This is a genomic window from Streptomyces kanamyceticus, from assembly GCF_008704495.1.
Classification (GTDB): Bacteria; Actinomycetota; Actinomycetes; order Streptomycetales; family Streptomycetaceae; genus Streptomyces; species Streptomyces kanamyceticus.
In genome coordinates, this window is record NZ_CP023699.1 from 5,837,185 (window position 1) to 5,860,252 (window position 23,068).

The 23,068-nt window shown below is 68.2% G+C and carries 20 protein-coding genes and 2 pseudogenes; 13 read left to right on the forward strand and 9 right to left on the reverse strand.

The features are described 5' to 3' along the window. Nucleotides 1-19: 19 nt before the first annotated feature. Nucleotides 20-1,537 (forward strand): annotated as a pseudogene (locus tag CP970_RS25115) (PTS fructose transporter subunit IIABC); the annotation flags it as partial. Nucleotides 1,538-1,702: 165 nt separating this feature from the next. On the opposite strand, the gene CP970_RS25120 reads toward CP970_RS25115, so the two are convergent. After that, nucleotides 1,703-1,876 carry a DUF397 domain-containing protein gene (locus CP970_RS25120; protein WP_079043304.1) on the reverse strand — a complete coding sequence of 58 codons (174 nt, stop codon included), beginning with the start codon at nucleotides 1,874-1,876 and terminating at the stop codon, nucleotides 1,703-1,705. Next, nucleotides 1,873-2,694 (reverse strand): helix-turn-helix domain-containing protein, encoded by an 822-nt coding sequence (locus CP970_RS25125; RefSeq protein WP_224058693.1) that lies wholly within the window; start codon nucleotides 2,692-2,694, stop codon nucleotides 1,873-1,875. The genes CP970_RS25120 and CP970_RS25125 overlap by 4 nt, the downstream gene beginning before the upstream one ends. Before the next feature lie 293 nt (nucleotides 2,695-2,987). On the opposite strand from CP970_RS25125, the gene CP970_RS25130 reads away from it, so the two are divergent. The 4 genes from CP970_RS25130 to CP970_RS44305 all read left to right on the forward strand — a co-directional run bounded on the left by CP970_RS25130 (nucleotide 2,988) and on the right by CP970_RS44305 (nucleotide 5,914). Continuing rightward, the gene (locus CP970_RS25130; RefSeq protein ID WP_055545118.1) at nucleotides 2,988-3,350 is read left to right on the forward strand and encodes a hypothetical protein; all 363 of its coding nucleotides are present in this window, start codon (nucleotides 2,988-2,990) and stop codon (nucleotides 3,348-3,350) included. A gap of 419 nt (nucleotides 3,351-3,769) precedes the next feature. After that, nucleotides 3,770-3,997: a transposase family protein gene (locus CP970_RS46015; protein ID WP_224059298.1), complete on the forward strand. Its 228-nt coding sequence runs from the start codon at nucleotides 3,770-3,772 to the stop codon at nucleotides 3,995-3,997. A 724-nt stretch (nucleotides 3,998-4,721) separates the two neighbouring features. Beyond that, a complete protein-coding gene (locus CP970_RS25135) occupies nucleotides 4,722-5,132 on the forward strand; it encodes an SH3 domain-containing protein (protein WP_055545117.1) in 411 nt (136 codons plus the stop codon). A gap of 614 nt (nucleotides 5,133-5,746) precedes the next feature. Then, nucleotides 5,747-5,914 (forward strand): hypothetical protein, encoded by a 168-nt coding sequence (locus CP970_RS44305; protein WP_157877671.1) that lies wholly within the window; start codon nucleotides 5,747-5,749, stop codon nucleotides 5,912-5,914. Between the two features lie 465 nt (nucleotides 5,915-6,379). On the opposite strand, the gene CP970_RS25140 is transcribed toward CP970_RS44305, so the two are convergent. After that, nucleotides 6,380-7,177 carry a GntR family transcriptional regulator gene (locus tag CP970_RS25140; protein WP_055545116.1) on the reverse strand — a complete coding sequence of 266 codons (798 nt, stop codon included), beginning with the start codon at nucleotides 7,175-7,177 and terminating at the stop codon, nucleotides 6,380-6,382. Between the two features lie 230 nt (nucleotides 7,178-7,407). Here CP970_RS25140 and CP970_RS25145 point away from each other — a divergent pair, with 230 nt between their 5' ends. The 5 genes from CP970_RS25145 to CP970_RS25170 all read left to right on the forward strand — a co-directional run bounded on the left by CP970_RS25145 (nucleotide 7,408) and on the right by CP970_RS25170 (nucleotide 11,479). After that, nucleotides 7,408-7,749 carry a hypothetical protein gene (locus CP970_RS25145; protein WP_317987166.1) on the forward strand — a complete coding sequence of 114 codons (342 nt, stop codon included), beginning with the start codon at nucleotides 7,408-7,410 and terminating at the stop codon, nucleotides 7,747-7,749. Further along, nucleotides 7,749-8,171 (forward strand): hypothetical protein, encoded by a 423-nt coding sequence (locus CP970_RS25150; RefSeq protein WP_055545114.1) that lies wholly within the window; start codon nucleotides 7,749-7,751, stop codon nucleotides 8,169-8,171. Before CP970_RS25145 ends, CP970_RS25150 begins: the two co-directional genes overlap by 1 nt. Beyond that, nucleotides 8,171-9,508 carry an FtsK/SpoIIIE domain-containing protein gene (locus CP970_RS25155; RefSeq protein ID WP_055545113.1) on the forward strand — a complete coding sequence of 446 codons (1,338 nt, stop codon included), beginning with the start codon at nucleotides 8,171-8,173 and terminating at the stop codon, nucleotides 9,506-9,508. Before CP970_RS25150 ends, CP970_RS25155 begins: the two co-directional genes overlap by 1 nt. Next, nucleotides 9,505-9,696: a hypothetical protein gene (locus CP970_RS25160; protein WP_055545112.1), complete on the forward strand. Its 192-nt coding sequence runs from the start codon at nucleotides 9,505-9,507 to the stop codon at nucleotides 9,694-9,696. The genes CP970_RS25155 and CP970_RS25160 overlap by 4 nt, the downstream gene beginning before the upstream one ends. Before the next feature lie 337 nt (nucleotides 9,697-10,033). Beyond that, nucleotides 10,034-11,479: a replication initiator gene (locus CP970_RS25170; protein WP_055545111.1), complete on the forward strand. Its 1,446-nt coding sequence runs from the start codon at nucleotides 10,034-10,036 to the stop codon at nucleotides 11,477-11,479. 190 nt (nucleotides 11,480-11,669) lie between these two features. On the opposite strand, the gene CP970_RS25175 is transcribed toward CP970_RS25170, so the two are convergent. Next, entirely contained in the window at nucleotides 11,670-13,256 is a 1,587-nt protein-coding gene (locus CP970_RS25175) for a recombinase family protein (RefSeq protein WP_150493943.1), read from the reverse strand. A gap of 39 nt (nucleotides 13,257-13,295) precedes the next feature. Between CP970_RS25175 and CP970_RS25180 the strand changes: the two are divergent. Beyond that, nucleotides 13,296-13,820: pseudogene (locus CP970_RS25180) on the forward strand (fructose-specific PTS transporter subunit EIIC); the annotation flags it as partial. A 99-nt stretch (nucleotides 13,821-13,919) separates the two neighbouring features. Then, complete coding sequence (locus tag CP970_RS25185; protein WP_055545107.1) at nucleotides 13,920-14,171, forward strand: hypothetical protein; 252 nt, start codon at nucleotides 13,920-13,922, stop codon at nucleotides 14,169-14,171. Between the two features lie 33 nt (nucleotides 14,172-14,204). Here CP970_RS25185 and CP970_RS25190 read toward each other — a convergent pair whose 3' ends face one another. The 5 genes from CP970_RS25190 to CP970_RS25210 all read right to left on the reverse strand — a co-directional run bounded on the left by CP970_RS25190 (nucleotide 14,205) and on the right by CP970_RS25210 (nucleotide 19,885). Further along, a complete protein-coding gene (locus tag CP970_RS25190) occupies nucleotides 14,205-14,972 on the reverse strand; it encodes a DUF6227 family protein (protein WP_055545106.1) in 768 nt (255 codons plus the stop codon). A 208-nt stretch (nucleotides 14,973-15,180) separates the two neighbouring features. After that, nucleotides 15,181-16,404, reverse strand: coding sequence for a L,D-transpeptidase (locus CP970_RS25195; RefSeq protein ID WP_107098858.1), 1,224 nt, complete (start codon nucleotides 16,402-16,404; stop codon nucleotides 15,181-15,183). 166 nt (nucleotides 16,405-16,570) lie between these two features. Next, complete coding sequence (locus CP970_RS25200) at nucleotides 16,571-17,653, reverse strand: P1 family peptidase (protein WP_079043302.1); 1,083 nt, start codon at nucleotides 17,651-17,653, stop codon at nucleotides 16,571-16,573. A gap of 27 nt (nucleotides 17,654-17,680) precedes the next feature. Further along, nucleotides 17,681-18,877 carry a low temperature requirement protein A gene (locus CP970_RS25205; protein ID WP_055545105.1) on the reverse strand — a complete coding sequence of 399 codons (1,197 nt, stop codon included), beginning with the start codon at nucleotides 18,875-18,877 and terminating at the stop codon, nucleotides 17,681-17,683. A 285-nt stretch (nucleotides 18,878-19,162) separates the two neighbouring features. Continuing rightward, the gene (locus tag CP970_RS25210) at nucleotides 19,163-19,885 is read right to left on the reverse strand and encodes a sirohydrochlorin chelatase (protein ID WP_055548503.1); all 723 of its coding nucleotides are present in this window, start codon (nucleotides 19,883-19,885) and stop codon (nucleotides 19,163-19,165) included. A gap of 373 nt (nucleotides 19,886-20,258) precedes the next feature. Here CP970_RS25210 and nirB point away from each other — a divergent pair, with 373 nt between their 5' ends. Further along, the gene (gene nirB / locus CP970_RS25215) at nucleotides 20,259-23,036 is read left to right on the forward strand and encodes a nitrite reductase large subunit NirB (protein WP_055548505.1); all 2,778 of its coding nucleotides are present in this window, start codon (nucleotides 20,259-20,261) and stop codon (nucleotides 23,034-23,036) included. The last annotated feature ends 32 nt before the right edge of the window (nucleotides 23,037-23,068 follow it).

Below are 23,068 nucleotides of genomic sequence, written 5' to 3' on the forward strand. Positions count from 1 at the left end.
GCGTGCGAAGGAGCCCGCGATGACCGACATGATCACTGCGGATCTGGTCGACCTCGAACTCGACCTGTCCGCGGAAACCAAGGAAGCCGCGGCCCGTTCGCTCGCCGAGCGCATGGTGGCGCTCGGCCGGGTGACCGACCTCGAGGGGTTCCTCGCCGACGTGGCGGCCCGCGAGGCGCAGATGCCGACCGGCCTGGACGGCGGCATCGGCATTCCGCACTGCCGCAGCGCGCACGTCACCGAGCCGACCCTGGCCTTCGGCCGGTCGGCCCGTGGCATCGACTTCGGCGCCCCGGACGGCCCCGCCGACCTGATCTTCCTGATCGCGGCTCCCGCGGGCGCGGACGACGCGCACCTGACGATCCTCTCGTCGCTGGCGCGGCAGTTGATGGACGGGGAGTTCACGGGGGCGCTGCGGGGCGCCGCCGACGCGGAGTCGGCGGCGGCACTGATCCGGGGCGACGAGCCCGCTACTGCTGTGGGCAGCAGTTCCGCTGGGGCGGAACGGGTGGGCACAGCCCCCGGTGCGGAGCAAGATGACGATGGCACAAGCCCCGGCGCGGCCGACCCCTTCAGAATCGTCGCCGTCACCTCCTGCCCCACGGGCATCGCCCACACCTACATGGCCGCCGAGTCCCTGGAGAACGCGGCCCGCGCCGCAGGCGTGGAGATCACGGTCGAGACCCAGGGCTCGGCCGGTTTCACGCGCCTGGACCCCGCCGTCATCGCCGCCGCGGACGCCGTGGTCTTCGCCCACGACGTCCCCGTCAGGGACAAGCCCCGCTTCGCGGGCAAGCCCACCGTCGACGTAGGAGTGAAGGCGGGCATCAACCGCCCCGCCGAACTCATCGCGGAGGCGCGGGAGAAGGCGGCCAGGGGCGAGACCACAGCGCCGACGGGCCCCACCCCGGTGGAAGGCACCGGCGACGAGGGCGACGGCTACGGCACCAAGCTCCGCAAGTGGCTGATGTCCGGCGTCAGCTACATGGTCCCGTTCGTGGCCGCGGGCGGCCTCCTGATCGCCCTGGGCTTCGCCATCGGCGGCTGGAAGATCGACAAGGCTCCGTCCGTCGCCGAGCACTTCATCTGGACGGACCACACCAGCTGGGCCGCGCTCCTGTTCCAGATCGGCGGCCTCGCCTTCGCCTTCCTCGTCCCGGTCCTGGCCGGTTACATCGCGTACGGAATGGCCGACAGGCCCGGCCTCGTCCCCGGATTCGTCGGCGGCTCGGTCGCGGTCACCATCAACGCCGGTTTCCTCGGCGGCCTCGCCGCCGGTCTGATCGCGGGCGCCGTGGTGCTGGGCATCCAGCGGGTCAGGATCCCCGCGGTACTGCGCGGCATCATGCCGGTCGTGGTGATCCCGCTGATCTCGTCGGCGGTCGTCGGCTTCCTGATGTTCCTCGTCGTGGGCAAGCCGATCGCGTCCCTGCAGAGCGCGTTGACGGACTGGCTGGAGGGCCTCTCCGGTGCCAACGCGATCATCCTCGGCGTCATCCTCGGCCTGATGATGTGCTTCGACCTCGGCGGACCAATGGTGTCCAGAGGCACATCAGGGCGAGTTCTAGGGAGTACACAGGTCTGACGAGTGGCCGCATCCCGTCGCTGCAAGCCCCTGACGACGAACTTGGCGCACGGTAAAACCCCCGGCGTGATGCCGGGGGCTTGTGACCATTGCCCTCTGCGTAGGGCACGGACAGTTCTAGCGCTGCGTGGCGTCTATGAAGGCACCCCATGCCGCAGTACCGAAGGCGAGCGCCGGACCCGTCTCGTTGTCCTTCGTGTCACGCACCATGACCGTCTTCGGGTCGGTGGCAACCTCAACACAGTTGTCGTTGTTGCCGCTGTATGTGCTCTTATGCCAATTGGGTGTCATCTGTGCTTCTCCAGTGCGTTCCGCATGAGCTCTGCTGACTCGTTGGTCCCCAGGGCGTCAGAGTGCAGCCGATCATAGATCCTCTGCCAGTTGTCGACGTTGCCCGGTTCCTCGAAGAACGCGCCGGTGTTGAACCCTTCCGAGTACGCCGCGCGTTCGCCATCCGGCATGGTCAGCAGACTGAACGAGCCGGGGATGCATGGCTTCGTCGCCGGTAGTACCTGAATGTTGATGAACGGGCGCTGCATCGAGGTAAGTAGATGCTCTATCTGTGCCGCCATCGTCTCTACAGACCCTTGCACGCGGTTGAGGGCGGTTTCATCTAGTAGCACCCACAGCCATGGTGGCTCTTCCCGCTCAAAAATCTCTTGGCGTTCCATGCGTCGCGCGACGCTGTCGGCAAGGTCTCTACTACCGTCGGGGACGCCGAGACTCATGATTGCGTTCGCGTACTCCGCCGTCTGCAACAGGCCTGGGACGGTCAGCGAGAACTCGTGGATAGTGCGCGCGCTTTGTTGTCGCTGAAGGAACGTCTGTGCGTAGTCCTGGAAGCCGGACATGCCAACGAAGTGCCACAGTTCCACAAGAGTGCCGTTGAGACCCAAGATCGCGTCAAGTTGCTGCGTCATCCGGAGACTTGGGGGATCGGTTGCGTTCTCGATCTGGGAGATCCGGTTTTGCTTGGTCGGGATTTTTGCGGCTAGCTGCGCCTGTGTCCAACCCAGCACTTCGCGCCCCTTCTTGACCCTGTACCCGAGTAGGTGAGCCACAGAGGTTGTGGGGTCAAGTTGATTCGCAGCTGGCATGATCATCTCCATATCAAGGGCTCCGTGTTGATACCGCTACCCCTAGTCACCCTGGTTGGAACGGGCCAAGCTCGAACCAGAACAGCGACAGGTCAACTAGGCACCAAGGACCGGTAGATGACGGCACAGTCAGTCATGGATCAACTTGTCTGGGACGCGTCACGTGATCGCGTGGGCAAGGTCGTTGGTCGTGAATGCGGGTTGTTCCTACTCCGCTCCCTCGGTGGTGGCGAGGAATGGGAAGCGTCTCTTGGTGACCTTGCGAACGTCAGCTTGACAGATGCTCCCAAGGGAGGTGGCAGCAAGTGACCGATGCGACGGAGTTCGATTCCGGTGAAATCGTGGTGGACACGACGCGGGCAAAGATCGTTAAGGTCGCTGGTGAGGGCGGCTCAGGCACGCTGGTCGTGATGCGACCCTCCGGCCTCGCGTGGGTTGTGGGTGCCGAAGACCTCCGGTACGCGACAGAAGTTGAGCGTCGGGACTGGGATCTCACGGTTCGGATGCTCGGCGGCATGAAGGGCAGCAGGCGGCTCCCCGCACCGGTTCCATGCTGTGACCACTGCGGGGCGCTCCAATCGGAGCGTGCCAGTCTGCTTGCGCGCAACGAATCAACCGACAAGATCGACGAGCAAATGGTTGTGCACGCCGCTAGGGCCCACCCGTGACCACGCGGAAGGGGCGGCCTCGCAGGCTCGACCCGGACGGCGCCATCGTGAGCGGCCTTCTCGTCCTGATGGGGTGTGGATCAATCGCCTTCTTGGTCTACCTCATCGCGACGAACCAGATAGGCACTCGGTGATCGTTTAAAAACAGACTCCACCCCTGGCCGTTGCTTGACCGTGGATAGCAGCCGCTTCGGCTGGGGGTGGTCCAATCAGGTATAGGGAACGTGCCCAAAATCAGTGATAAGCAGGCTGCTGCCATGAAGCGTCGATATGAGGTCGACAAGCAGTCGTCGCAGCAGATAGCGAGAGAGTTTGGGTTCAGTCGCGAAGGCGTAGCGAAAAAGCTTCGTCGAATGGGCACTAAATTTCGCTCGGTCGGTAAGCCTGCCCTCTCTAAGGATGACGCGAAGTCTCGGGCCATGGCTACGCGCTATTACCGGGATGGGCTGACGCAGAGGGAGGTGGCCGCAGAGTTCGGTGTACATAACTCCACGGTCAGCAGGCGGATTGCTCACCTGAAGCCACCTACTGACTCCGAGTCCTTCCTGTTGGGCGGTGAGGTTGAGACAAGAGGCGACAGCGAGAGGAGTGGCCATGTCAGTATCGGAACTGCTGAGTCTGATCGTGCAGCGAGGGGGCAAAGTTGACCCGGAGTCGTGTCTTCAGTGCGCGACGCTGCGTAAGAAGATTCGGGCGGCCGACCGAAGTAGGGATCTGAGGAGTGCCCGCGAGGTTGTCTTAGCCATGGCAGTGCACAAGACCTATGGACATCCGGAGGACGGTCGTTCCGTCGGAACTGACGTCAGTCTTAGAGCGCCAAGGGTCCTGTAGGCGCTCTCTATCCCTTGTAGCTCAATGTGGAAGAGTCTGAACGTAGGGGTATTGGAATCGCACCCCGGGGCGTTCGGGGATCTCGGTTCGACTCCGAGTAATGGACTTCCCCCTCGGTCGTCGGCGATCGAGGGGGAAGCGATACCACCCCCGGCAGTTGCTGACGGTTCCCGGTTCCGGCTGGGGGTGGACAACCTTCTTGTAGCTCAAGCCCCGGGCTACTAGCGGCACCCTCAACCGCCCCGTCAGTACCCCCCGTGCTGACGGGGCTTCCTCCGTGCAGGTCCAAGCCCCTGGCCACCGCGTAAGTGAGAGGAGAGGGGCTCCAACTCGCCCCTCTTGCCCTCGCCCCCGTCGAACGCGGTCGTTCTGTGCTGGCCACCGATCTCTAACGGCACTTTCAAGGAGACCCCCCCCAACCACAGAACCGGTTATGTGGTTGACCCATAGGTTGCGAGTGTTCGATGCTGGCCACTCAACCGGATGAGTCGCTGACCGTCGGTCGGCGGCTCGTCTCAACTCAACCTGAGAGGTCGTCAGATGATGGGAACCAAGCTGCGGACGCTGATCGTTTCCGGTGCGCTGGTGGCGGGTGTCGGCATGACGGGGGCGGCGGTCGCCTCGGCTGCGCCGCTGCCGGGGCCGGATGGTGTCGGCTCGTCGCGCAACAGTGCTCCGTCCGGGCATGAGAGGAGTGCCTACTCCTCCGGTGGCAAGGCCAAGCGCGGTGACGTCGCTTCGGTGACGGTGGACGGTTTGCGGGTGCGCACAGGGCCCGGCACGTCCCGGCGCATCCTGGGGCAGTTATACGAGGGTGAACGCGTGACGCTGATCGGGGCGCGACAGGACAAGCGCGGGCAGATATGGCACCGCGTGGTCCTCAAGCGGCACTCGGCGGGCGGGCTGCCGCGCGGGTTCAAGGGCTGGGTGACCGCCGCGTATCTGTACTGAGCGATCCGCTCTGGCCGTGTGGCTGGGTGAGTTGGGCCCCCTCTCTGCTGCGGCGGAGAGGGGGCCTGCGCCGTGAGTGCGTCACGGGCGCTCGACATATGCCACGAGAACGGACGTTTGCATCTTGATTTGCAATTGAGTACTCCAACCTACTGCGTTGCAGGGTGACCGCGCGTAGCATCTGGGGCGCGGTACGGATGACATGCCGCCCAATTCCGGGCGGACGTGGGCCACTTGCGCCACTCTGCGCAAGGTCGGCGAGACCCTGAGGGCCTGACCAGGGAGGGTGCAAATGACTGGCACGCGGGGGGATGACTGCAATGGCATATCTGATGAGATGACGTTCACGCGGGGCATGGACTACGTGTCGGCGTGGCAGGCGGCTCACGAAGCGGCCTTAGCGATCAACAGAGCCGCTGAGACGGTGGGGTTAGGCCGTGATGTGGTGAGGGCGATACCGCACGCGTCGGCCGTGGGTGAGTCTGTGGTGTGGCTGCGTCCGGCCGATGCCCGGATGATCGCGGCGGCACTGGATGCGAGGAACGGCGCGCACCCCTGCGGGGGCGGGGCAAGTACGGCTCGTTGGGGTACGGCGAACGCTGAGGAGGGCGGGAATGTCGCGCGATGAGTGGCGGACCAAGGCGGGCTCGCGGGTGAGGATCAAGACCACGCGGCGCGGTGAGTTCATCGACTGTGACGGCTGTCGGCGCGACATCAAGATCACGGGTGTCGGTCCGGCGATGTTCGCGGCCCGGCAGCATGCGCAGGAGTGCCGGAAATGACTCCGCAGATGATCGTCTCTGGTCTGCGGCCTGCACCACCGAAAGTCAGCCCCAGCGGCGGCGCGGAAATCCGCGGTGCGGCAGTGGCCACCTGAACCCTGTCCCGGCCCTGGCCACGCTACCCATGTCTTGTCCACCCCCGACGACCTTGGGACGCCGACGCTCGCGCGGTCCCCGTCGGGGCACCGCAGGCCCCCCGGGGCCGAGGAGACGCCGAACCCGGTGCGGTCATCATCGGCGCTCTGACCTGGAGTTTGGCCACCGGCCGGCACCTGGGTCCTGGGGGTGGGGCGGGGCAGAACGAAGGCCCCTGCGGGATGCATCGCGGGGGCCTTCTGCTGCTGGGACCGGTCGGCGGTCGGGCGGTGGTCGTCCGGTCGGGACCGGCCGAAGGCCGCATGCCCGACCGGGACGGCCAAGCCGCCCGGCGCGCCGAAGGCGCGCCCTGGAGCAAGTAGAGAAGAGTTACGCCGATGCGGACCGGCGCGGGGTCCGCTGGGTGGCTGCCTTGGCCGCAGCCACCGCAAAGACCAGCTCGCACGAGGCGGGTGCCCTCAACTCCTCGCAGAGCAGCGGGTGTTCCTCACCGTCCCGGGTCTCGGCGGTAATGCGGTAGCTGATCAGGAGCGGGCTGGAATCGGTCAGCCCCAGGGTGATCCGCTCGTCGGGGTAGGGGGCCCGTGCGGTGACGTGCTCCTTGAAGGTGAGGGTCTTGCCCGCCTCGGAGAGCTGCTTGAGGAGATCGCTGGGAGGCACGTCCGGGACCTCGGCGAGCGAGGGCACCTCGGCGGCCGTGGCGAGCGGGATGAGCATCCGGTGGGCGGCCCGTACCCCCGTGGCGGGGTCGCTGAGGAGTCGGTCAACGCTGATCGCATCCTGGTCTGGCTGACCGAGCAGTGCCGCAACGCGCCCTTCCAGGGTGGTGCGCGTGACGGCGGGCGGCTCGTGCTCGGGCAGATCCGACAGTCGCCACGCCTTCCCGGAGCGCTGAACGGACCGGTCGATGGTGACTGCCGGGGCGGCGCCGCCCTGGTCCCGCACGAGGGTCCCCTTGCCCTGCTGGGTGTAGACCAGGCCCATGCTGCGCAACTCGGCGATGGCGGAGCGCACCGTGTGCTTGCTGACCCCGTAGGTGTCGGCGAGATCTCCGTCAAAGGGGAGGAGGTCACCGGCCTGGTAGTCGCCGTTCTTGATCTCTGCGGCTAGCTGCTGCGCCATCTCCAGGTACATGGGGCGCGGGCGCGCTAGGGGCTTCTTCGTCATGCGCTCTCCTCAGGGAGTGGCTGAATGCGCGCGTGTTCCACGGGCTTTCGTCGGCGCTCTGTGCTAGCGGCTGTTGCGCCACAGATGAGCATAAGTGGTTGACGCTCACCGGCATAGAGAGCAACTCTTGTGGTCTCCACATAACCGGTTATGTGGAGATGAGGTCTAACGAAGGAAGTGGGTGAAGTTCCATGCAGAACAAGCCGGTTGACGTGAGTCGGCTGGGGTCCATGAGGTGCGTGATCGCACCGGAAGCGCGGGTCACCCCGGAAGGGGAGGTGCGCAGGGACCGGGAGGGAAACCCGCAGTGGATCACCGGTTTATCGGTGAGACAGGCGGAAGGGCGCCGTACGGACGTGATCCACGTGATCGTGTCCGGCATCGAGCCGCAGGGCGTGATCGAGGGCGCGGAGGTGCGGGTCACGGGTCTGTGGGCCAATGAATGGGCGGTCGACGGCCGGACGGGCACATCGTGGCGGGCAGATGCGATCACCCCCGTGCCGACGGCGAGTTCGGCGCCCTCGGCCTCGCCCTCGGCGGCGGGCGGTCGGGGCAAGGGTGGTGACTCCTGATGGACCGCTACTTCTGGCACCTGTCGCCCTCGCAGGCGCGGGGACTGGCCTGCGTGGTGTGCGGCGTCGACCTGGGCAAGCAGATGCGGCACGTTCCGGTCGGACGTGATCCGGCTACCGACCGGGAGGTGTACGCCTGTGCGGAGCCGTGCGCGGTGAGGATCGCGGAGGAGTCGGAACGCCTGGCGCGTGAGATGCGGGAATCGGCGGGACAGGCGGACGACAGCGGCCTGGGGGCCGACGGCGAGTTCGGGCGCCTGCTGCGGGACCTGCGCATTCTGGTGGGCGCGGAAGCGCTGCTCGCCACCGTGGACGACCTGGCCACCCTCCGGTTCCTGTTGCAGATGGCGGCGGTGCAGTCCGAGCAGGCCATGATCCGCTCGCGCAAGCTCCTTGCCCGCATGACGCTGCGGGAGGACTGATGCCCGGCTCCTTGATCGTCTGGATCCTCTCGGCACTGCTGACCCTGGGTGCGCTGACCCAGAGTTGGTGGGAGCCCAAGTTGGCGGCGCGGGGCGTCAACACCGCTGACTGGCCCTGGCGGTGGTGGCTGCTGGGCTACCCCCGGGTCGTCCTACGGATGCGGCTGACTTGGCGTCAGTTGTCTTTGCTCAACACCCTCTCGGTCAGTCACCGCCCGACCGGGCGCCTGCTGGGTGACGTGGTGGTGCAAGGTCAGGCGCTGCGCCCCAGGACGCCCCGGTTGCGCATCGCCCGGCCTACCCGCAACGGGCTGACCGTCACTGTGCTGTTGCACCCCGGGCAGACCCCTGCGCCGTACTTCGCGGCGGCGGGCGCGATGGAACACGCCTGGCGCGTCTACCGCGTCCGGGTCGCCTCACCGCGTCGCGGGTTCGTCCAGATCACCGTGATCGCCCTGGACCCGTTGACCGGGGCCCGACCGCAGGGCCGTCCTGATCCGCCGGAACTGCTGGCGGCGGACGTGGGCACCCTGGAGGACGGCCCGGCCTGGATCATCAACCTGCGGCGGGTACCGCACTGGCTGGTGACCGGGGCCACCCAAAGCGGCAAGTCGTCCCTCCTGGCGGCCCTGGTGCGCGGGCTGAGCAGACAGCGGGTCGCCCTGGTCGGCATCGACTGCAAGGGCGGCATGGAACTCGGCCTGTTCGGCGGCCGGTTGACCAAGCTGGCCACCGACCGCACACAGGCCCTGGTCCTGCTCCTCCACCTGGTGGAGGAGATCCGCGAACGCATGGCACTGTGCCGGGCTGAGGGCGTGCGCTCCATCTGGGACCTGCCCGAGATCGAGCGTCCGGTGCCGGTCGTCGTGATCGTCGATGAGCTGGCAGAGCTGTACCTGACCGATGGCTCCCGCGAAGAGCGGGACGAGGCGGAGCAATGCGGGGTACTGCTGCTGCGGCTGACCCAGCTCGGCGCGGCCCTCGGCCTGCACCTGGTGGTGGCCGGACAGCGGGTCGGCTCCGATCTCGGCCCCCGGGTCACCGCGCTGCGGGCTCAACTGGGCGGCCGGATCGCGCATCGGGCCCACGATGAAGCGTCGGCACAGATGACGCTGGGCGACATCAACCCGGACGCGGTGATCGTCGCGCAGACCATCACCGAAGACGAGAAAGGCGTAGCGGTCTACGCCTCGGGCGGCCAATGGGTCCGGGCTCGCTCGCACCTCGTCACGGCGTCCGACGTCGCGGTCATCGCCACTGCTCCCGCTCCGGTGGACCCGTTCCTGCGGGACCGGTCGGCCACCGTGTCCGTGCGGAAAGGCGGGACGGCGCCATGACGGAAAGCACGATCGTCATCATCGACCTTTTCCTAGTGCTGTACGCGTTCATGCTCGCCCGGTCCCGGGAGATCAAGACCTATCAGGTGATCCTGATCGGGCTCTGCGGATTCCTCATGGCCATGACGCCCTTCGGCTATCCGGTCTGGTGGAGCTTCCTGTTCGTCGGAAACCATCTATTCGGCTGACACTCAACGAAAAGGACGGCAATGGAGCTCAACACCCTTACCCGGTCGGTCGCGGAAGTCGCGCGGATGCGGGCCGCGTACCCGGGAAGCGTCTGCAAGGTGACCCGAAAGCAAGACGGCAAGCGAATCAACGGATACGTCCCGGCGCAGTGCGCCAACCCGTACGGGACCGATCCGGCCTCAAGACGGGCCAGTCCCCATTGAGGTGTGAAATCCAGAATTGACGCTCTCACTCATCGAATATTTCTCTGCTGCGCATCTTTGCCATAGCTGAGCCACGACATATCAGGAGTTGCCATGACCGCTGTGCCTACCCCTCGCGAAAGGGGACCTCCGCATGTATCCGACCACGGACAAGGCGCGGCGTTCAGTGCTCGATCAGGCTGAGCGTCTGCGCCTTCTCTCATCCACCGAGCGCGATCTGATCCGGCTCGTACATGAGCCGGGATTCCCGCGCTGGCTCGACCAGATCCAAGCCACCGGCGGCTGTGCCCACCCCATCTACCTGAGCGGGCACACCACCGTGCGCGACGCGGCCACCGGCACCGTGCTGCGCCACTACGACACCAGCGGCGAGCCTGGCGGGCGGATGCCGGTCCGCTGCCGCAACCGCCGCGCATCCCGCTGCCAGCCCTGCGCACGCCTGCATGCGGGCGACACCTTCCACCTCGTGCGCGCGGGCCTGGTCGGCGGCAAGGGCGTTGCTGACCGCGTCCAGTTGCACCCCCGGCTCTTCGTCACCTTGACCGCTCCCTCCTTCGGCAGCGTGCACCGGTCCGGCACTGCCAACTCGGCCTACTGCCACCCCCGGCGCGAGGGCGGGCAATGCTCACACGGGCGGCCGCTGGGATGCGGCAGGCAGCACTCCGACACCGACCCGGCACTAGGCCAGCCACTCTGCCCGGACTGCTACGACTACACAGGCCACGTCCTGTGGCACGCGTCCGCTGGCCTCTTGTGGAGCCGCTACGTCCACACCGTGCGGCGGCACCTGGCCTCGGCCGCAGGCATCACACAGACCCGGCTTCGCGAGCACCTGACGCTCTCCTTCGCCAAGGTCGCCGAGTACCAAAAGCGCGGGGCAGTGCACTTCCATGCCGTCGTCCGTCTGGACGGTCCACTCGGTCCTGCATCGCCCCCACCCTTGTGGGCCACGACGGAACTCCTGGAAGCCGCCGTGCGGTCCGCTGCGGCTTCTGTAGAGGTCCGTACGCCCTACTCTCCGGCGACGGGTGAGCGGGTCATTCGCTGGGGCGTTCAGCTCGACGTGCACGCGATCCGCAGCAGGGCCTTCACGGAATCCGCGGTGACCGATGACGCTGTTGCGGCCTACGTCGCCAAGTACGTATCCAAGTCTGTCGGCGACGCGGGCGGGATCGACCATCGGATCACGGACGTCGACAGCATCCGGCTGGCTCCGGTCAACGCCCATCTACGCGCCCTCATGGGCACCTGCTGGCGCCTGGGCGGCCTGCCCGAACTGGCGGGTCTGAACCTGCGCTCCTGGACTCACACCCTCGGCTTCCGGGGCCACGTCCTGACCAAGTCCCGCTGTTACTCCACGACCTACGGAGCACTCCGGAACGCACGGACCCACTACCGCAGCACGGACAGACCGCCCGACCCGGAGAACCCGACGGTCACGGAATCGACCTGGCGCTACGTCGGCTCGGGGCACTCCCTGGCGGAAGCCGAACTAGCGGCAGGCATCGCGGAAGACCTCGCGCAGTCTCGGGAGCTCTACGCCGAAGTCGGAGAAGCTGGGGGTGGCGGTTATGGATGAATGCCATAAATGTCGAGCTCGGTTGAATCGTTGGGGTAGAGAGAGCCTGGCCAAGGAAGCTTGGAAAGCAAAGCAGTTGGCGAAGATGCCTGACTACAGTGATGAGTTCCGTAGGAGGCTCCTGCGGGGCTGGGGCCTAGAACTGTAGAGAAACGTGGGAGCCCTTCGATGATTGAGGGCTCCCCGGATTTCAGTCTTCCTCTACCCATCCGATATCGACGGAGTTGGGGTCGAAATGCCTTCCGCGGGGAGCTTTCTCCACGATGACGGCTTTGATGAGTTTCCCCATCTCGTGGCGCTTCTTGTCCGTCGTGTAATCCACCCACTCCTTCAGGAGGGCTGGGCTGGTCTTCCTGTGCTCCTCGATCTTTGCGGATAGCTCGCGGACCTGATGCCGTAGCTTTCCCCGCTCCTCTTCAAGTTCAGAAATAAGATCCAGGGCTTGGGTTGTGGAGATTCGCCGCTTTGCCTCAGGCTTCCTTCGTGCCATCACTTCTTCGATCTCCTTGGAGATTTCCGAAAGGCGAGATTCGGCGGCAGTGATTTTCCTTGTCTCCGTGGCGCCGGTTCGCTTTGCCTGTCGTGCGATCTTCTTGGCGAATGCCTCTAAGTAAAGCTCTTCTACGTACTCTTCAAGTTTTGCTGCCGAACGTGTAATTCCTCCACATCCGTTGTTGGTTATGGGGCACCGATAGAACGGGACTTTTTCGCCCTTGATTGTGCGTGCAGAGGCGGTAAGGCGAGTGCTGCATTTTCCGCACCGAAGGAGGCCAGATAGGAGGTGTGTTCTGTGCCCGGGCCTACTGCCTCCGGTTTGCCCCTTCTGCTTGGCGGCATCTTTTCGCTTCTCTAGAACTCGAATAGCTCGCCAATATTGTTCAGGGGTGACGAGACGCTCCCATTCCCCGATGACGGGTTTCCCTTTTGTGTCGTACATGATGATGTCGGGCCCCCATGGGGGAGGGTTGCCCCGGCGTTCGCGCGTAGGCATGTATGCCTTGTACCCGCAATTGCGCGGGTGGGTGATTCGCAGGATGACGGTCTTATAGAGGACCGGCTTTCCGTTCTTTCCAAGAATCCCGGCTTCTGCCCAGTCTGCCTGAATCTGCGAAACTGTAGCGCCATCACCGATGTCGAGGATTGCCTTCTTCCGCAGCTCGGCGTACGGCTGGACCAATCTCCCATTCTCGTCCCATCCCCAAGCTCGACGGCCGGTGTGATCCTTTCCGTCAACGGCCTTGTGGCGGTTGGCGTCTGCCTTGCGGCGTCGGATCGAGGATGCCTCAACTCCACCCATGACGGCTTGCATGACGAACATTGCGCGGCCATTATCGGTGCTGAGGTCGGTGCCGCCCGTGACGGCGCGACCAACAAGCTTGTCGTTACGCTCGAATATCTGACATACGCGGGCCGCGTCGAATGCCTGCCGCGCTACGCGGTCAGAGTGCTTGAAGACGAAGCCGTCGATAATGCCTGCTTGCAAGTCCTTGAGGAGCTGTTCAAAGTCCTTGCGCACGATGAAGGGGTCGGACGCCGACGTGTCGTTGTCGTCGTAGACCCTGACGATTTCTCCCCTCAGGTCGGCCGCGAGAGCGTGGCATTCCTTGAGTTGGTTGGTGACTCCCTCTCGGCTGAGCTCACCCGTCTCGGGGTCTCGGTCGTCATCGGAGATCCGAAGATAAGCACCTAACTGGAGCACGCGCGGGGCCTCCTCCTCAACGTCGTTGAGGGGGAGGGTAGTTGCGTTCTGGCTGGTCAGTGGGCGAGTTGTTGACATCGGTGGTCTCCTTGATGCCTTGATGTGCTTTCAAGGTATCTAGGTGGCCCGCTGAACAAGGTCGCGTACGCCTTCGCGGTCGGCGGCCTGGCGCACCCGACGGACGGCAGCCTCAAGGTCATGGCCGCGGCGATGGCGGCGGGCATGGTCCCGCCGCTCGCCATGGCCCTGGCCACGACCGTACGCGGGCGGCTCTTCACGAAGACCGAGCGCGAGAACGGCAAGGCCGCCTGGTTCCTCGGCGCCTCCTTCATCACGGAGGGCGCGATCCCGTTCGCCGCGGCCGACCCGCTGCGCGTGATCCCCGCCTCGATGGCGGGCGGCGCGGTCACGGGTGCCTTGTCGATGGCGTTCGGCTGCACGCTGCGCGCCCCGCACGGCGGTGTCTTCGTGGTCCCGCTCATCGGCCAGCCGCTGCTCTACCTGGTCGCCATCGCCGCGGGCGTGTGCGTCTCGACGGTCGTGGTCGTCCTGCTCAAGGGCGCGCGGAAGCAGGTGCCTTCGGAGCCGGAGGCCGCCGAGGCCGCGTCGGCCGAGGGCGAGCGAGTCCCCGCGGCCGTCTGAGGCACGTTGGTCCCGGAGCATGCGACTTGCGTCACTTCGGGACCTAAGTCCCATAACCCCCCTGTCGTAAGTCCTGGCCCGTGTTGTCTACTGGGCCGCATGTTCCAGGGTGTCTCGATCGTTCAGCAGATAGGCGTGACCGTGCTCGCCGTGGCGACCGTCGGCTGGGCCGTCGGCCTGGTGCGGGTCATGCGCAGGGACCGGCTCGACGTGGACGCGTGGCGTCAGTCCCAGGCGCTCCGCGTGCTTCCGGCCCAGCAGGGCCCGCCGCGCGCGGAGACCGTGCAGCTCTCGGCGGACGAGCGTGACGCCTTCGCGGGTCTGGTCCAGCGGTTCGGCGACAGGGCCTGACCCTGGCGGCAGGGTCCTACGGCCTGTCCGGTCCTACGGTCTGTCCGGGGCGGCCGCCTCGCGGGCCGTCCGCTCCATCGCGGCGCGGGCCGCCTCCTCCGTCTCGTACACCTCGCAACGGTGGTGTCCGTCGGGGGTGAGTGTGTGCTCGACCTCCCAGAGGCTGACCTCGCCGCCGTCGAAGAGCAGGAACGCGTGCTCGTACAGCGAGAAGCACAGGCGGGCCTCACCGGCCAGGCAGGGGCGGCCGAAGGCCTGGGTGATCTGGTGGGCGAACGCCGAGCGCAGCAGGCGCGCGGCGTCGTCGCCGGGGCGGTCGCCGGTGTTCTCCGCGCGGCGCAGGAGCCTGCGCGCGTGGTCCGCGGAGTCGTCCAGGGCGTACGCGTGCCGGGGGCCCGGGTCGGCCGGGAGCTGGAGCACGACGGGCCGGTCGCAGGCGGGGGTGTCGGGCGGCAGCGGCAGGCGTGAGGTGGCGACGCCCGCTTCTTCCTCGTCCGTGTAGATCTCGTGCTGCGGGGCGCGGCCCGGCGCGGTGTTGTGGACGAGCTCCCAGAGCGTGAGCACCGAGGCGTCGGCGAGCAGCCAGGTGTGTCTGAACGTCTCGCGGTGCAGGCCCGCGCTGTGGTGCGCGGAGTGCAGCGAGCTGTTGTGGGCGAGGGCGGAGTCGAGGCGGTGCATCACCTCGTCCGGCAGGTCGAAGGAGTTCAGCGCACGGCCGAGGAGTCGCTCGAGATGCTCCTCGGGGGAGTCCGGCTCGGGCGACTCGGGTGGTTCGTACGCAGTTTCGTACGGAACGCTCAAGGTTTCTCCCGGCGTTGCTGCATGTCACCTGGTGAGTGCATACCGTAGCCCCTGGGTCGGACATCATGCCCGGGAACGGGAAAACGTGCGAGCCACGTGGGAAGTTCCCACGTGGCTCGCTCAGTTGGGGCGCGCAAGGGGGCGCGCGCCGGGCCGCCGGGAGGAGGCCCTGCGCGCCGTGGCGGGGTTCAGGCCGCCGGGGCGGGGCTCAGGCCGCGCTGCCCGCCGTCCACTCGCTCCAGGACATGTTCCAGCCGTTGAGGCCGTTGTCCGGGGCGATCGTCTTGTCGGGGGAACCCTTGACCGTCACGATGTCGCCGATCAGGGAGTTGTTGAAGAACCACGCGCCCGGGGTGTTCGGGTCGCCCGCGCCCTGCGCGTCCTGGAGGCCGACGCAGCCGTGGCTGGTGTTGCCGCTGCCGAACGGCGCGCCCCAGTAGTTGCCGTGGATGAACGTGCCCGAGGTGGACAGGCGCATCGCGTGCGGGACGTCCTTGATGTCGTACTCGCCGCCGAAGCCGACCGTCGAGCCGTTCATCCGCGTCTGCGTGAACTTCTCGGAGATCACCATCTTGCCGTTGTACGTCGGGTTGGACGGGCTGCCCGCCGAGATCGGGATGGTCTTGAGGACCTTGCCGTCGCGCTCGATCGTCATCTGGTGGGTCTTGGCGTCGACCGTGGAGACCTGCGCGCGGCCGATGGTGAACGTGACCGTCTTGTTCTGCACGCCGGTGGCGCCGTTCGCGCCCTTCACACCGTCCAGGGCGATCTTCATGGTGACCGTCGAACCGGCCTTCCAGTACTCCTGGGGCCTGAAGTCGAGGCGCTGGTTGCCGAACCAGTGGCCGACGACCTTCTGGCCGCTGCTGGAGCTGACCGTGATGTGCGACTGGACGTCCTTCTTCTCCGTGATCGCCTTGTCGAAGGTGAAGGAGACCGGCATGCCGACGCCGACCTTGGTGCCGCCGTCGGGTGTGTAGCTGCCGATGAAGCTGTTGGCCGAGGAGACCGTGGTGAACGTCGCGTTCTCGGTCGCCGCGTTGCCGCCGGAGTCCTTGGCGTTGGCGGTGACCTTGTACTTGGTGCCGCGCTCCAGCTGGGACTTGGGCTTCCAGCTGGAACCGTCGCCCGAGATGGTGCCCTCGACCGCGGTGCCGGACGGGACGGCCGTCATCTTCACGTCGGTCAGCTTGCCGCCCTTGACCTTCACGCCGGTGGCGTTGATCGAGGCGTCGGTGGCGCCGTCCTTCGAGGAGATGGTGATGTCCGCGCCCTTGGCCGCGGAGCTGCCGCCCTTCTTGTCGTCCTTGGCATCGGCGTCACCGCCGCAGGCCGTGAGGGTCAGCGCGCCCACGGCGGCGAGCGCGGTGGCTGCCAGCAGGGCACGGCGCCGGGGGTTGACTATGACCGACCTTGTCACGGGCTGCTCCAAGTACGTTTTCTGATCCAGTACGTTCTGATCCAGTACGAGTAAAGAGCGGCCTGTGGTGCGGAGAGGTTCCCTCCGCTTGGTGTGAGTACGGGCACATTGGGGCGCGCGGAGATGCCCAATGCGCCGTCTGGCGACGGGGCTTGACCGTATGGGCGGTTTGGTGGCGTTATCGGGCGTAGAGGTCGCGGTACGAGGGGAAGGTTCCGCCCGGCGTCCGGACGGACTCCGCGGCGAGGAGCGCCCGCACGATCGCGCTCGTCACCACGTCCGCGCCCGCGGCGAGCACCTCGTTGAGGGCCAGGGGGTTCTCGGCAGCCAGGGCGTGCTCGCCGGTGGCGAGGGCGAAGACGGTGTCCCCGTCGTTGAGGAGGTGGACGGGCCGCACGGCGCGCGCCATGCCGTCGTGCGAGGTGCCTGCCAGCTTCTGCGCCTGGGCCTTGGTGAGTTCCGCGTCGGTGGCGACGACGGCGAGGGTGGTGTTCAGCGGCGGCGCCCCGTTCTTGGGCCCGGCCTCGGCGAGCCGCCGCACGGCCTCCTCGTGCGCCCCGGGGGCGGGGTAGTCCACCCGCCGCCCCGCGAAGTACTCCCCGTACGGAACCCCCGTCGCCGGATCGATCCCCGACCTCGCCGCGTTCGCCACGGCGAGCGCCGCGACCGTGATCCCCGACGCGAGGCGGACGCTCGCGCTGCCGACGCCGCCCTTGACCTTGCCGACCACGGCGCCGGTGCCCGCGCCGACGTTGCCCTCCCTGACGGGGGCGAACAGCTCGGTACGCGCGGCGTCCTCGACCGCGGCGCGGCCCGTCGACGCGTCGGGGCGGGCCGCGAACTCCCCGCCCCTGCCCAGGTCGAAGACGGCCGCGGCGGGGACGACGGGCACGACGTGCGTGGGGTCGGGCCCGACCCGCACGCCCCGGCCCCGCTCCGCCAGCCACGCCATGACCCCGGCCGCGGAGTCGAGGCCGTACGCGCTGCCGCCGGTCAGGACGACGGCCTCCACGCGCTGCACCAGGTTCCGCGGGTCGAGCGCGTCCGTCTCCCGGGTGCCGGGGCCGCCGCCGCGTACGTCGACGGCGGCGACCGCTCCGCCCTCCGGCGCCAGCACGACGGTGGTGCCGGTGAGGTGTCCGTCGCCGATGAGCGTGGCGTGCCCGACGCGCAGTCCGGCGACATCGGTCAGGGAACCGGCGTCCGTACTGTCCGTACTGTCCGCACTGTGCGTACTGTCCGTACGAGCTGTGTCAGTCATGCCTCGATGCGTATCACGGGGCGTGGGCTAGACGCGTCGGCTCGTTCGGGTGGTGAGGGTCACCCCTGTGGCGACCGTCGCCGTCACCACGAGGCCCGCCACGAGCACCGCCCAGCGCCCCGCGAACGTACTCACGAGCACCGCCAACGCGCTGACCGGCAACACCAGTTGCTGAGCGAGCCCCACCTTGAAGTAGCGGGAGTGCAGCGCCCAGACAGTGATCAGGTAGAGCGCCGTCGGCACGGTCACCGCGGCGGACGCCGCCAGCGTCGAGAGGTGCGCCTTGCCCACGGCCTGCTCGATCGCGACCTCGATCCCCGCGCCGATCGCCGCGGCCGAGCCGAGGATCACGTAGTGCCCGTAACCCCACAGGAACGCCTGCCGGTTGCTGTTCAGCCGTCCGTGGATCGGCACCACGAAGTAGATCCACCACGCGGCGAAGACGATGAGGAGACCGCCCGCGGCGATGGGGAGCAGCTCGTCGAGGGCGTCGTGCTCCTCGATGCCCTCCTTCACGGCCACGGTCGCCGCCGCGATCGTCTCGCCGAGCACGATGATCGTGAACAGGCCGTACCGCTCGGAGATGTGGTGCGGGTGCCAGGCCGTGGTGTACGTCCGCTCGGCGATCACCGGCACGCACATCTCGGCGACCGCCATCCCCAGGAACAGCCAAGACCTTCCGGCCTCGGGCAGGAACAGCAGTCCCGTCCAGCCGATCTGGCAGATCAGCACCCCGACGGCGTACCGGATCGCCGTGGCCCGCTCGGCGCCGCTCGCCGCTCGTGCGACGCGCAGCCACTGCGAGGAGAGCGCGATGCGCATGATCAGGTAGCCGAGCCAGACGAGGAGGAAGTCGTGCTCCTCGAAGGCCCGGGAGACCCCGGCGGCGAAGACCAGGACGCCCGCGATCTGCACGAGCGTGACCACGCGGTACAGCGCGTCGTCGTTGTCGTACGCGGAGGAGAACCAGGAGAAGTTGACCCAGGCCCAGAACAGCGCGAAGAAGACCATCGCGTAGTTGAGGACGCCCTCGCCCGCGTGCCCCTCGGCGACGGCGTGCACGAGCTCGGCACCGGCCTGGGCGACCGCCACGACGAAGCAGAGGTCGAAGAAGAGCTCCAGCGGCGTCGCGGCGCGATGCTCCTCGTCACGGCCGCGGGCCAGCAGGGGACGGAGCGGCTTGGCGAAGTCGGGCGGTTCGGGGCGTGCAGAAGCGGACGTCATAAGTCCACAACAGCAGAACCGCCACGCGGAACGGGGCTGCGCCACGGGCGAAGTCTGGGGGGCGGGGCACGCTCGCGGCTGTGGGCTGGTGCGGGCCCGTGGGCCGGGCCGCTGGCGCTCGCGCTGTGGCGACCGCGCGCCGTGGGTCGTGCCGTTGCCGCTCCCGCTGTGGGCAATTGTTCCGCAGGGCGGAACGGGTGGGCACAGCCCCCGGCGCCGAGGGGCGGGAACGGGGGCACAGGCCCCGGCGCGGGCGGGCACAAGCCACGGTGCGGAGGGCCGGGGTCAGGCGGCCTCGGAGAGCAGAGTCGTCTCGGGTGACAGGGACACCCCGAGGCGCAGCGCCGCAGCCTCGTAGCGGCGTAGCACCAGACCCGCCACCCCCGAATGATCCGCCAGAGGCGAGCCCACCGCATCGGCCCCCGCCAAGCCAAGCGCAAGCGTAAAACGCCCAGGCGCAAGCAGATGCGCAGCCACAACCACCCGCCGGTGCCCAGCGCCCCGCAACCCCGCCACCGCCTCGGCGACGGAGGGCTCAGCGGCGGAACAGTACGCCGTCCGCACCGGCACCCCGGGCAGCAGCAGCCGCAACTGCCGCGCGGCGACGAGCGCCCCGTCATTGCCACCCGGCCGCGCCGACCCCGCGGCGGCGAGCACGACCGCGTCGGCCCGCACCCCCGCCCGCTCCTCGGCCTCGCGCAGCCGGTCCCGCAGGGCGACGGCGATGGCGGGCTCCCCGCTGAGGCCCCGCGCGAGCAGGCAGCCGGTTCCGTGTTCCGCGACGACGGCGGGGATGTCGACGGTGCGGTGGTAGCCGTCCCCGAGGAGGAGGGGGACGACGACGGCTCCTTCCGACAGCGCCTCGGCGAGGGACGGCGCCTGGTGGTCGAGATGCCCCACGACAGGACGGATCCCACCGAGGCTCTCGACGGCGTCGCACAGCCGCTCCAGCGTGGCCGCGGCCGTCGGCAAGGAACTGCCGTGCACGGCGAGGACGAAAGGTCGCACAGCTCGGCCCACCCGGAACTCGACGACGGGGGATCGTGGCGAGCGGGCCCGGAGCGGGAAAGTGGTGTCGCCGCACTCCCGCCCCGAAACCGCATCGCGTCGGGCTGCGCTCATGGTCGGGGAGCAGCCCGTCACCGACGACGCTACGCCCGCGCCCGCCGGTCGAACGCCGCCAAAAGCCCCGACCCCATGGGCCGTTGGGCCCCCGCAGAGGGGTCCTTATCGGCCCGGCGGCCCGCTCCGACCGGCCTACCGTCAAGAGGAACGCACCAAGCCCCCTCAGGCAACACAGCCCCCTCAGGCAACGCAGCCACCTCAGGCAACGCAGCCACCTCAGGCAACGCAGCCACCTCAGACGACGGAGTGTGCCCCCATGATCCAGACCCTGGTGCTCATCGGCCACGGAATGGTGGGCCAGCGTTTCCTCGAGGTGCTCGCCGAGCGTGGCGCCCTGGCCGACCCCGCCGCTCCGCAGGGCCCCGGCTGGCAGGTGACCGTGCTCGCGGAGGAGGACAGGCCCGCCTACGACCGGGTCCACCTGTCCTCCGCGTTCACCGGCGCCACCGACGCCGAACTCTCCCTCTGCGACGCCGACTTCCTCGCCCGCCACGGCATCGACCTGCGCCTCGGCGACCCGGCCGAGCACATCGACACCGCCGCCCGCACGGTCACCACGACATCCGGCGCCACCGTCGCCTACGACGCCCTGGTCATCGCCACCGGCTCCTACCCCTTCGTACCGCCCATCGAGGGCGCCGACGCCCCCGGCTGCTTCACGTACCGCACCCTGTACGACGTCGAGACCCTCACCGCGTACGCCGCCGACGAGGGCCGTACCCACGGCGTCGTCATCGGCGGCGGCCTGCTCGGCCTGGAGGCGGCGGGCGCCCTGCGCACGCTCGGGCTGCGCACCCACGTCGTCGAGTTCGCACCCCGCCTCATGCCGCTCCAGGTCGACGACGGCGGCGCGGCCGCGCTGCGCGCCACCATCGAGTCGATGGGTGTCGCCGTGCACACGGGCGTCGGGGCGAGTCAGGTCGAGACGGACACCGACGGCTCCGTGCGCGCGCTGCGGCTGAGCGACGGCCGCACCATCGACGCCGACGTCGTCGTCTTCTCCGCGGGCGTACGCCCCAGGGACCGCCTCGCCCGCGAAGCAGGTCTGGCCGTGGGCGACCGGGGCGGCGTCGCCGTCGACGAGCACTGCCGCACCACCGACCCCTACGTCTACGCGATCGGCGAGTGCGCCCAGAGCGCCGACGGCCGCGTCTACGGCCTGGTCGCCCCCGGCTACCAGATGGCCGAGGCGGCGGCCGACGCCCTCGCGGGAGAGGGCACCGCGGTCTTCACCGGCGCCGACACCTCCACCAAGCTGAAGCTGATGGGCGCCGACGTCGCCTCCTTCGGCGATCCCTTCGCGCCCGAGGGCGTGGACGGGGCCGTCTCCGTCGTCTTCTCCGACACCCGCGAGGGCGTCTACAAGAAGCTGCTCCTCGGCCCGGACGGGCGACTCCTCGGCGGCATCCTGGTCGGCGACGCCGACGCCTACGGCACCCTGAGGCCGCACGCGGGCCGCGCCCTGCCCGCACCCCCCGAGGCCTACGTCCTGCCCGCGTCCGGCGTCGAACTCCCCGGCGCCGACACCCTGCCCGACGACGCCGTCGTCTGCAGTTGCCACAACGTCACCAAGGGCGCCGTGCGCGCCGCCGTCGCGGAGAACTCCCTCACCGACATCGGCGGCATCAAGCGCTGCACCAAGGCGGGCACGGGCTGCGGCGGCTGCCTCTCCACCCTCCAGTCCGTGCTCGACGCGGAGCTCGCCGCCGCGGGGATCGAGAGGCCCAAGGGCCTGTGCGAACACTTCGCGCTGACCCGCGCCGAGATCTACGAGACGGTCCGCACCGAACACATCCGCTCCTTCACCGAACTGCTGGCCAAGCACGGCCTGGGCGGCGAGGGCTGCGTCGTCTGCAAGCCCGTCGTCGGCAACGTCCTCGGCACGCTCGCCCCCGAACTGGGCCTCGGCCACGTCCTGGACGGCGAGCAGGCCACCCTCCAGGACTCCAACGACCTCTTCCTCGCCAACCTCCAGAAGGACGGCACCTACTCCGTCGTCCCGCGGATCCCCGGCGGCGAGATCACCCCCGACAAGCTCATCGTGATCGGCGAGGTCGCACGGGACTTCGGCCTCTACACGAAGATCACCGGCGGTCAGCGCATCGACCTCTTCGGGGCACGCGCCGACCAACTCCCCGCCATCTGGCGCCGCCTGGTCGACGCCGGTCTCGAGTCCGGCCACGCCTACGGCAAGTCGCTGCGTACGGTGAAGTCCTGCGTCGGTGCCAAGTTCTGCCGGTTCGGGCAGGGCGACTCCGTCCAGCTCGCCATCGACCTGGAGCTGCGCTACCGGGGTCTGCGTACCCCGCACAAGATCAAGGGCGGCGTCTCGGGCTGTCTGCGCGAGTGCGCCGAGGCCCGCGGCAAGGACATCGGCGTCATCGCCACCGCCAACGGCTGGAACCTCTACGTCTGCGGCAACGGCGGCGCCACCCCGCGCCACGCCGACCTGCTCGCCGCCGACCTGTCCACCGACGAACTCCTGCGCCTCGTCGACCGCTTCCTCATGTACTACCTGCGCACCGGCGAGCGACTGGAGCGCACCGCCCCGTGGTTCGAGCGCATCGGCGGCCTCGACCACCTGAAGTCCGTCCTGATCGACGACTCCCTTGGCATCCGCGCCGAGCTGGAGGCCCAGATGGACCGTCACGCGGCGGCCTACCGGGACGAGTGGCAGGCCGTGCTCGAAGACCCGCAGGCGCTCGCGCGCTTCGAGCGGCACCTGCCGCAGCCGTCGCCCGAGTTCCTTGAGCCGGGCCGCGGCCGGGCGGCTGTCCTGCCCGACGGCTCCGAGGCCGCCCTCTTCAAGGACAGCGACGGCATCGTCTACGCGGTCGGCAACCGCGACCCGTTCTCCGGCACCGACGTGATCGCCCACGGCGTCCTGGGCACGCGTGACGGCCGCCCCGTCGTGGCATCCCCGATGCACAAGCAGGAGTTCGACCTGCGGACCGGCGAGTGCCTGGACGACCCGTCGGTCACGCTGCCCGTGCACGTGGTGCCGGTACCCCAGGTGTCCGTGGACGAGGTCTGAAGTCCCGTCGCACTCCCGGTCTTTGGCCTGGT

Bases quoted from the DNA above. Each gene is read 5' to 3' on its own strand.
- CP970_RS25120 (WP_079043304.1), bottom strand. From the start codon at position 1,876: ATGACACCCAATTGGCATAAGAGCACATACAGCGGCAACAACGACAAC.
- CP970_RS25170 (WP_055545111.1), top strand. From the start codon at position 10,034: ATGTATCCGACCACGGACAAGGCGCGGCGTTCAGTGCTCGATCAGGCT.
- CP970_RS25200 (WP_079043302.1), bottom strand. From the start codon at position 17,653: ATGACTGACACAGCTCGTACGGACAGTACGCACAGTGCGGACAGTACG.
- CP970_RS25175 (WP_150493943.1), bottom strand. From the start codon at position 13,256: ATGTCAACAACTCGCCCACTGACCAGCCAGAACGCAACTACCCTCCCC.
- CP970_RS25140 (WP_055545116.1), bottom strand. From the start codon at position 7,177: ATGACGAAGAAGCCCCTAGCGCGCCCGCGCCCCATGTACCTGGAGATG.
- CP970_RS25150 (WP_055545114.1), top strand. From the start codon at position 7,749: ATGGACCGCTACTTCTGGCACCTGTCGCCCTCGCAGGCGCGGGGACTG.
- CP970_RS44305 (WP_157877671.1), top strand. From the start codon at position 5,747: ATGTCGCGCGATGAGTGGCGGACCAAGGCGGGCTCGCGGGTGAGGATC.
- CP970_RS46015 (WP_224059298.1), top strand. From the start codon at position 3,770: ATGGCTACGCGCTATTACCGGGATGGGCTGACGCAGAGGGAGGTGGCC.
- CP970_RS25205 (WP_055545105.1), bottom strand. From the start codon at position 18,877: ATGACGTCCGCTTCTGCACGCCCCGAACCGCCCGACTTCGCCAAGCCG.
- CP970_RS25160 (WP_055545112.1), top strand. From the start codon at position 9,505: ATGACGGAAAGCACGATCGTCATCATCGACCTTTTCCTAGTGCTGTAC.
- CP970_RS25135 (WP_055545117.1), top strand. From the start codon at position 4,722: ATGATGGGAACCAAGCTGCGGACGCTGATCGTTTCCGGTGCGCTGGTG.
- CP970_RS25185 (WP_055545107.1), top strand. From the start codon at position 13,920: ATGTTCCAGGGTGTCTCGATCGTTCAGCAGATAGGCGTGACCGTGCTC.
- CP970_RS25125 (WP_224058693.1), bottom strand. From the start codon at position 2,694: ATGGAGATGATCATGCCAGCTGCGAATCAACTTGACCCCACAACCTCT.
- CP970_RS25145 (WP_317987166.1), top strand. From the start codon at position 7,408: ATGAGGTGCGTGATCGCACCGGAAGCGCGGGTCACCCCGGAAGGGGAG.
- CP970_RS25155 (WP_055545113.1), top strand. From the start codon at position 8,171: ATGCCCGGCTCCTTGATCGTCTGGATCCTCTCGGCACTGCTGACCCTG.
- nirB (WP_055548505.1), top strand. From the start codon at position 20,259: ATGATCCAGACCCTGGTGCTCATCGGCCACGGAATGGTGGGCCAGCGT.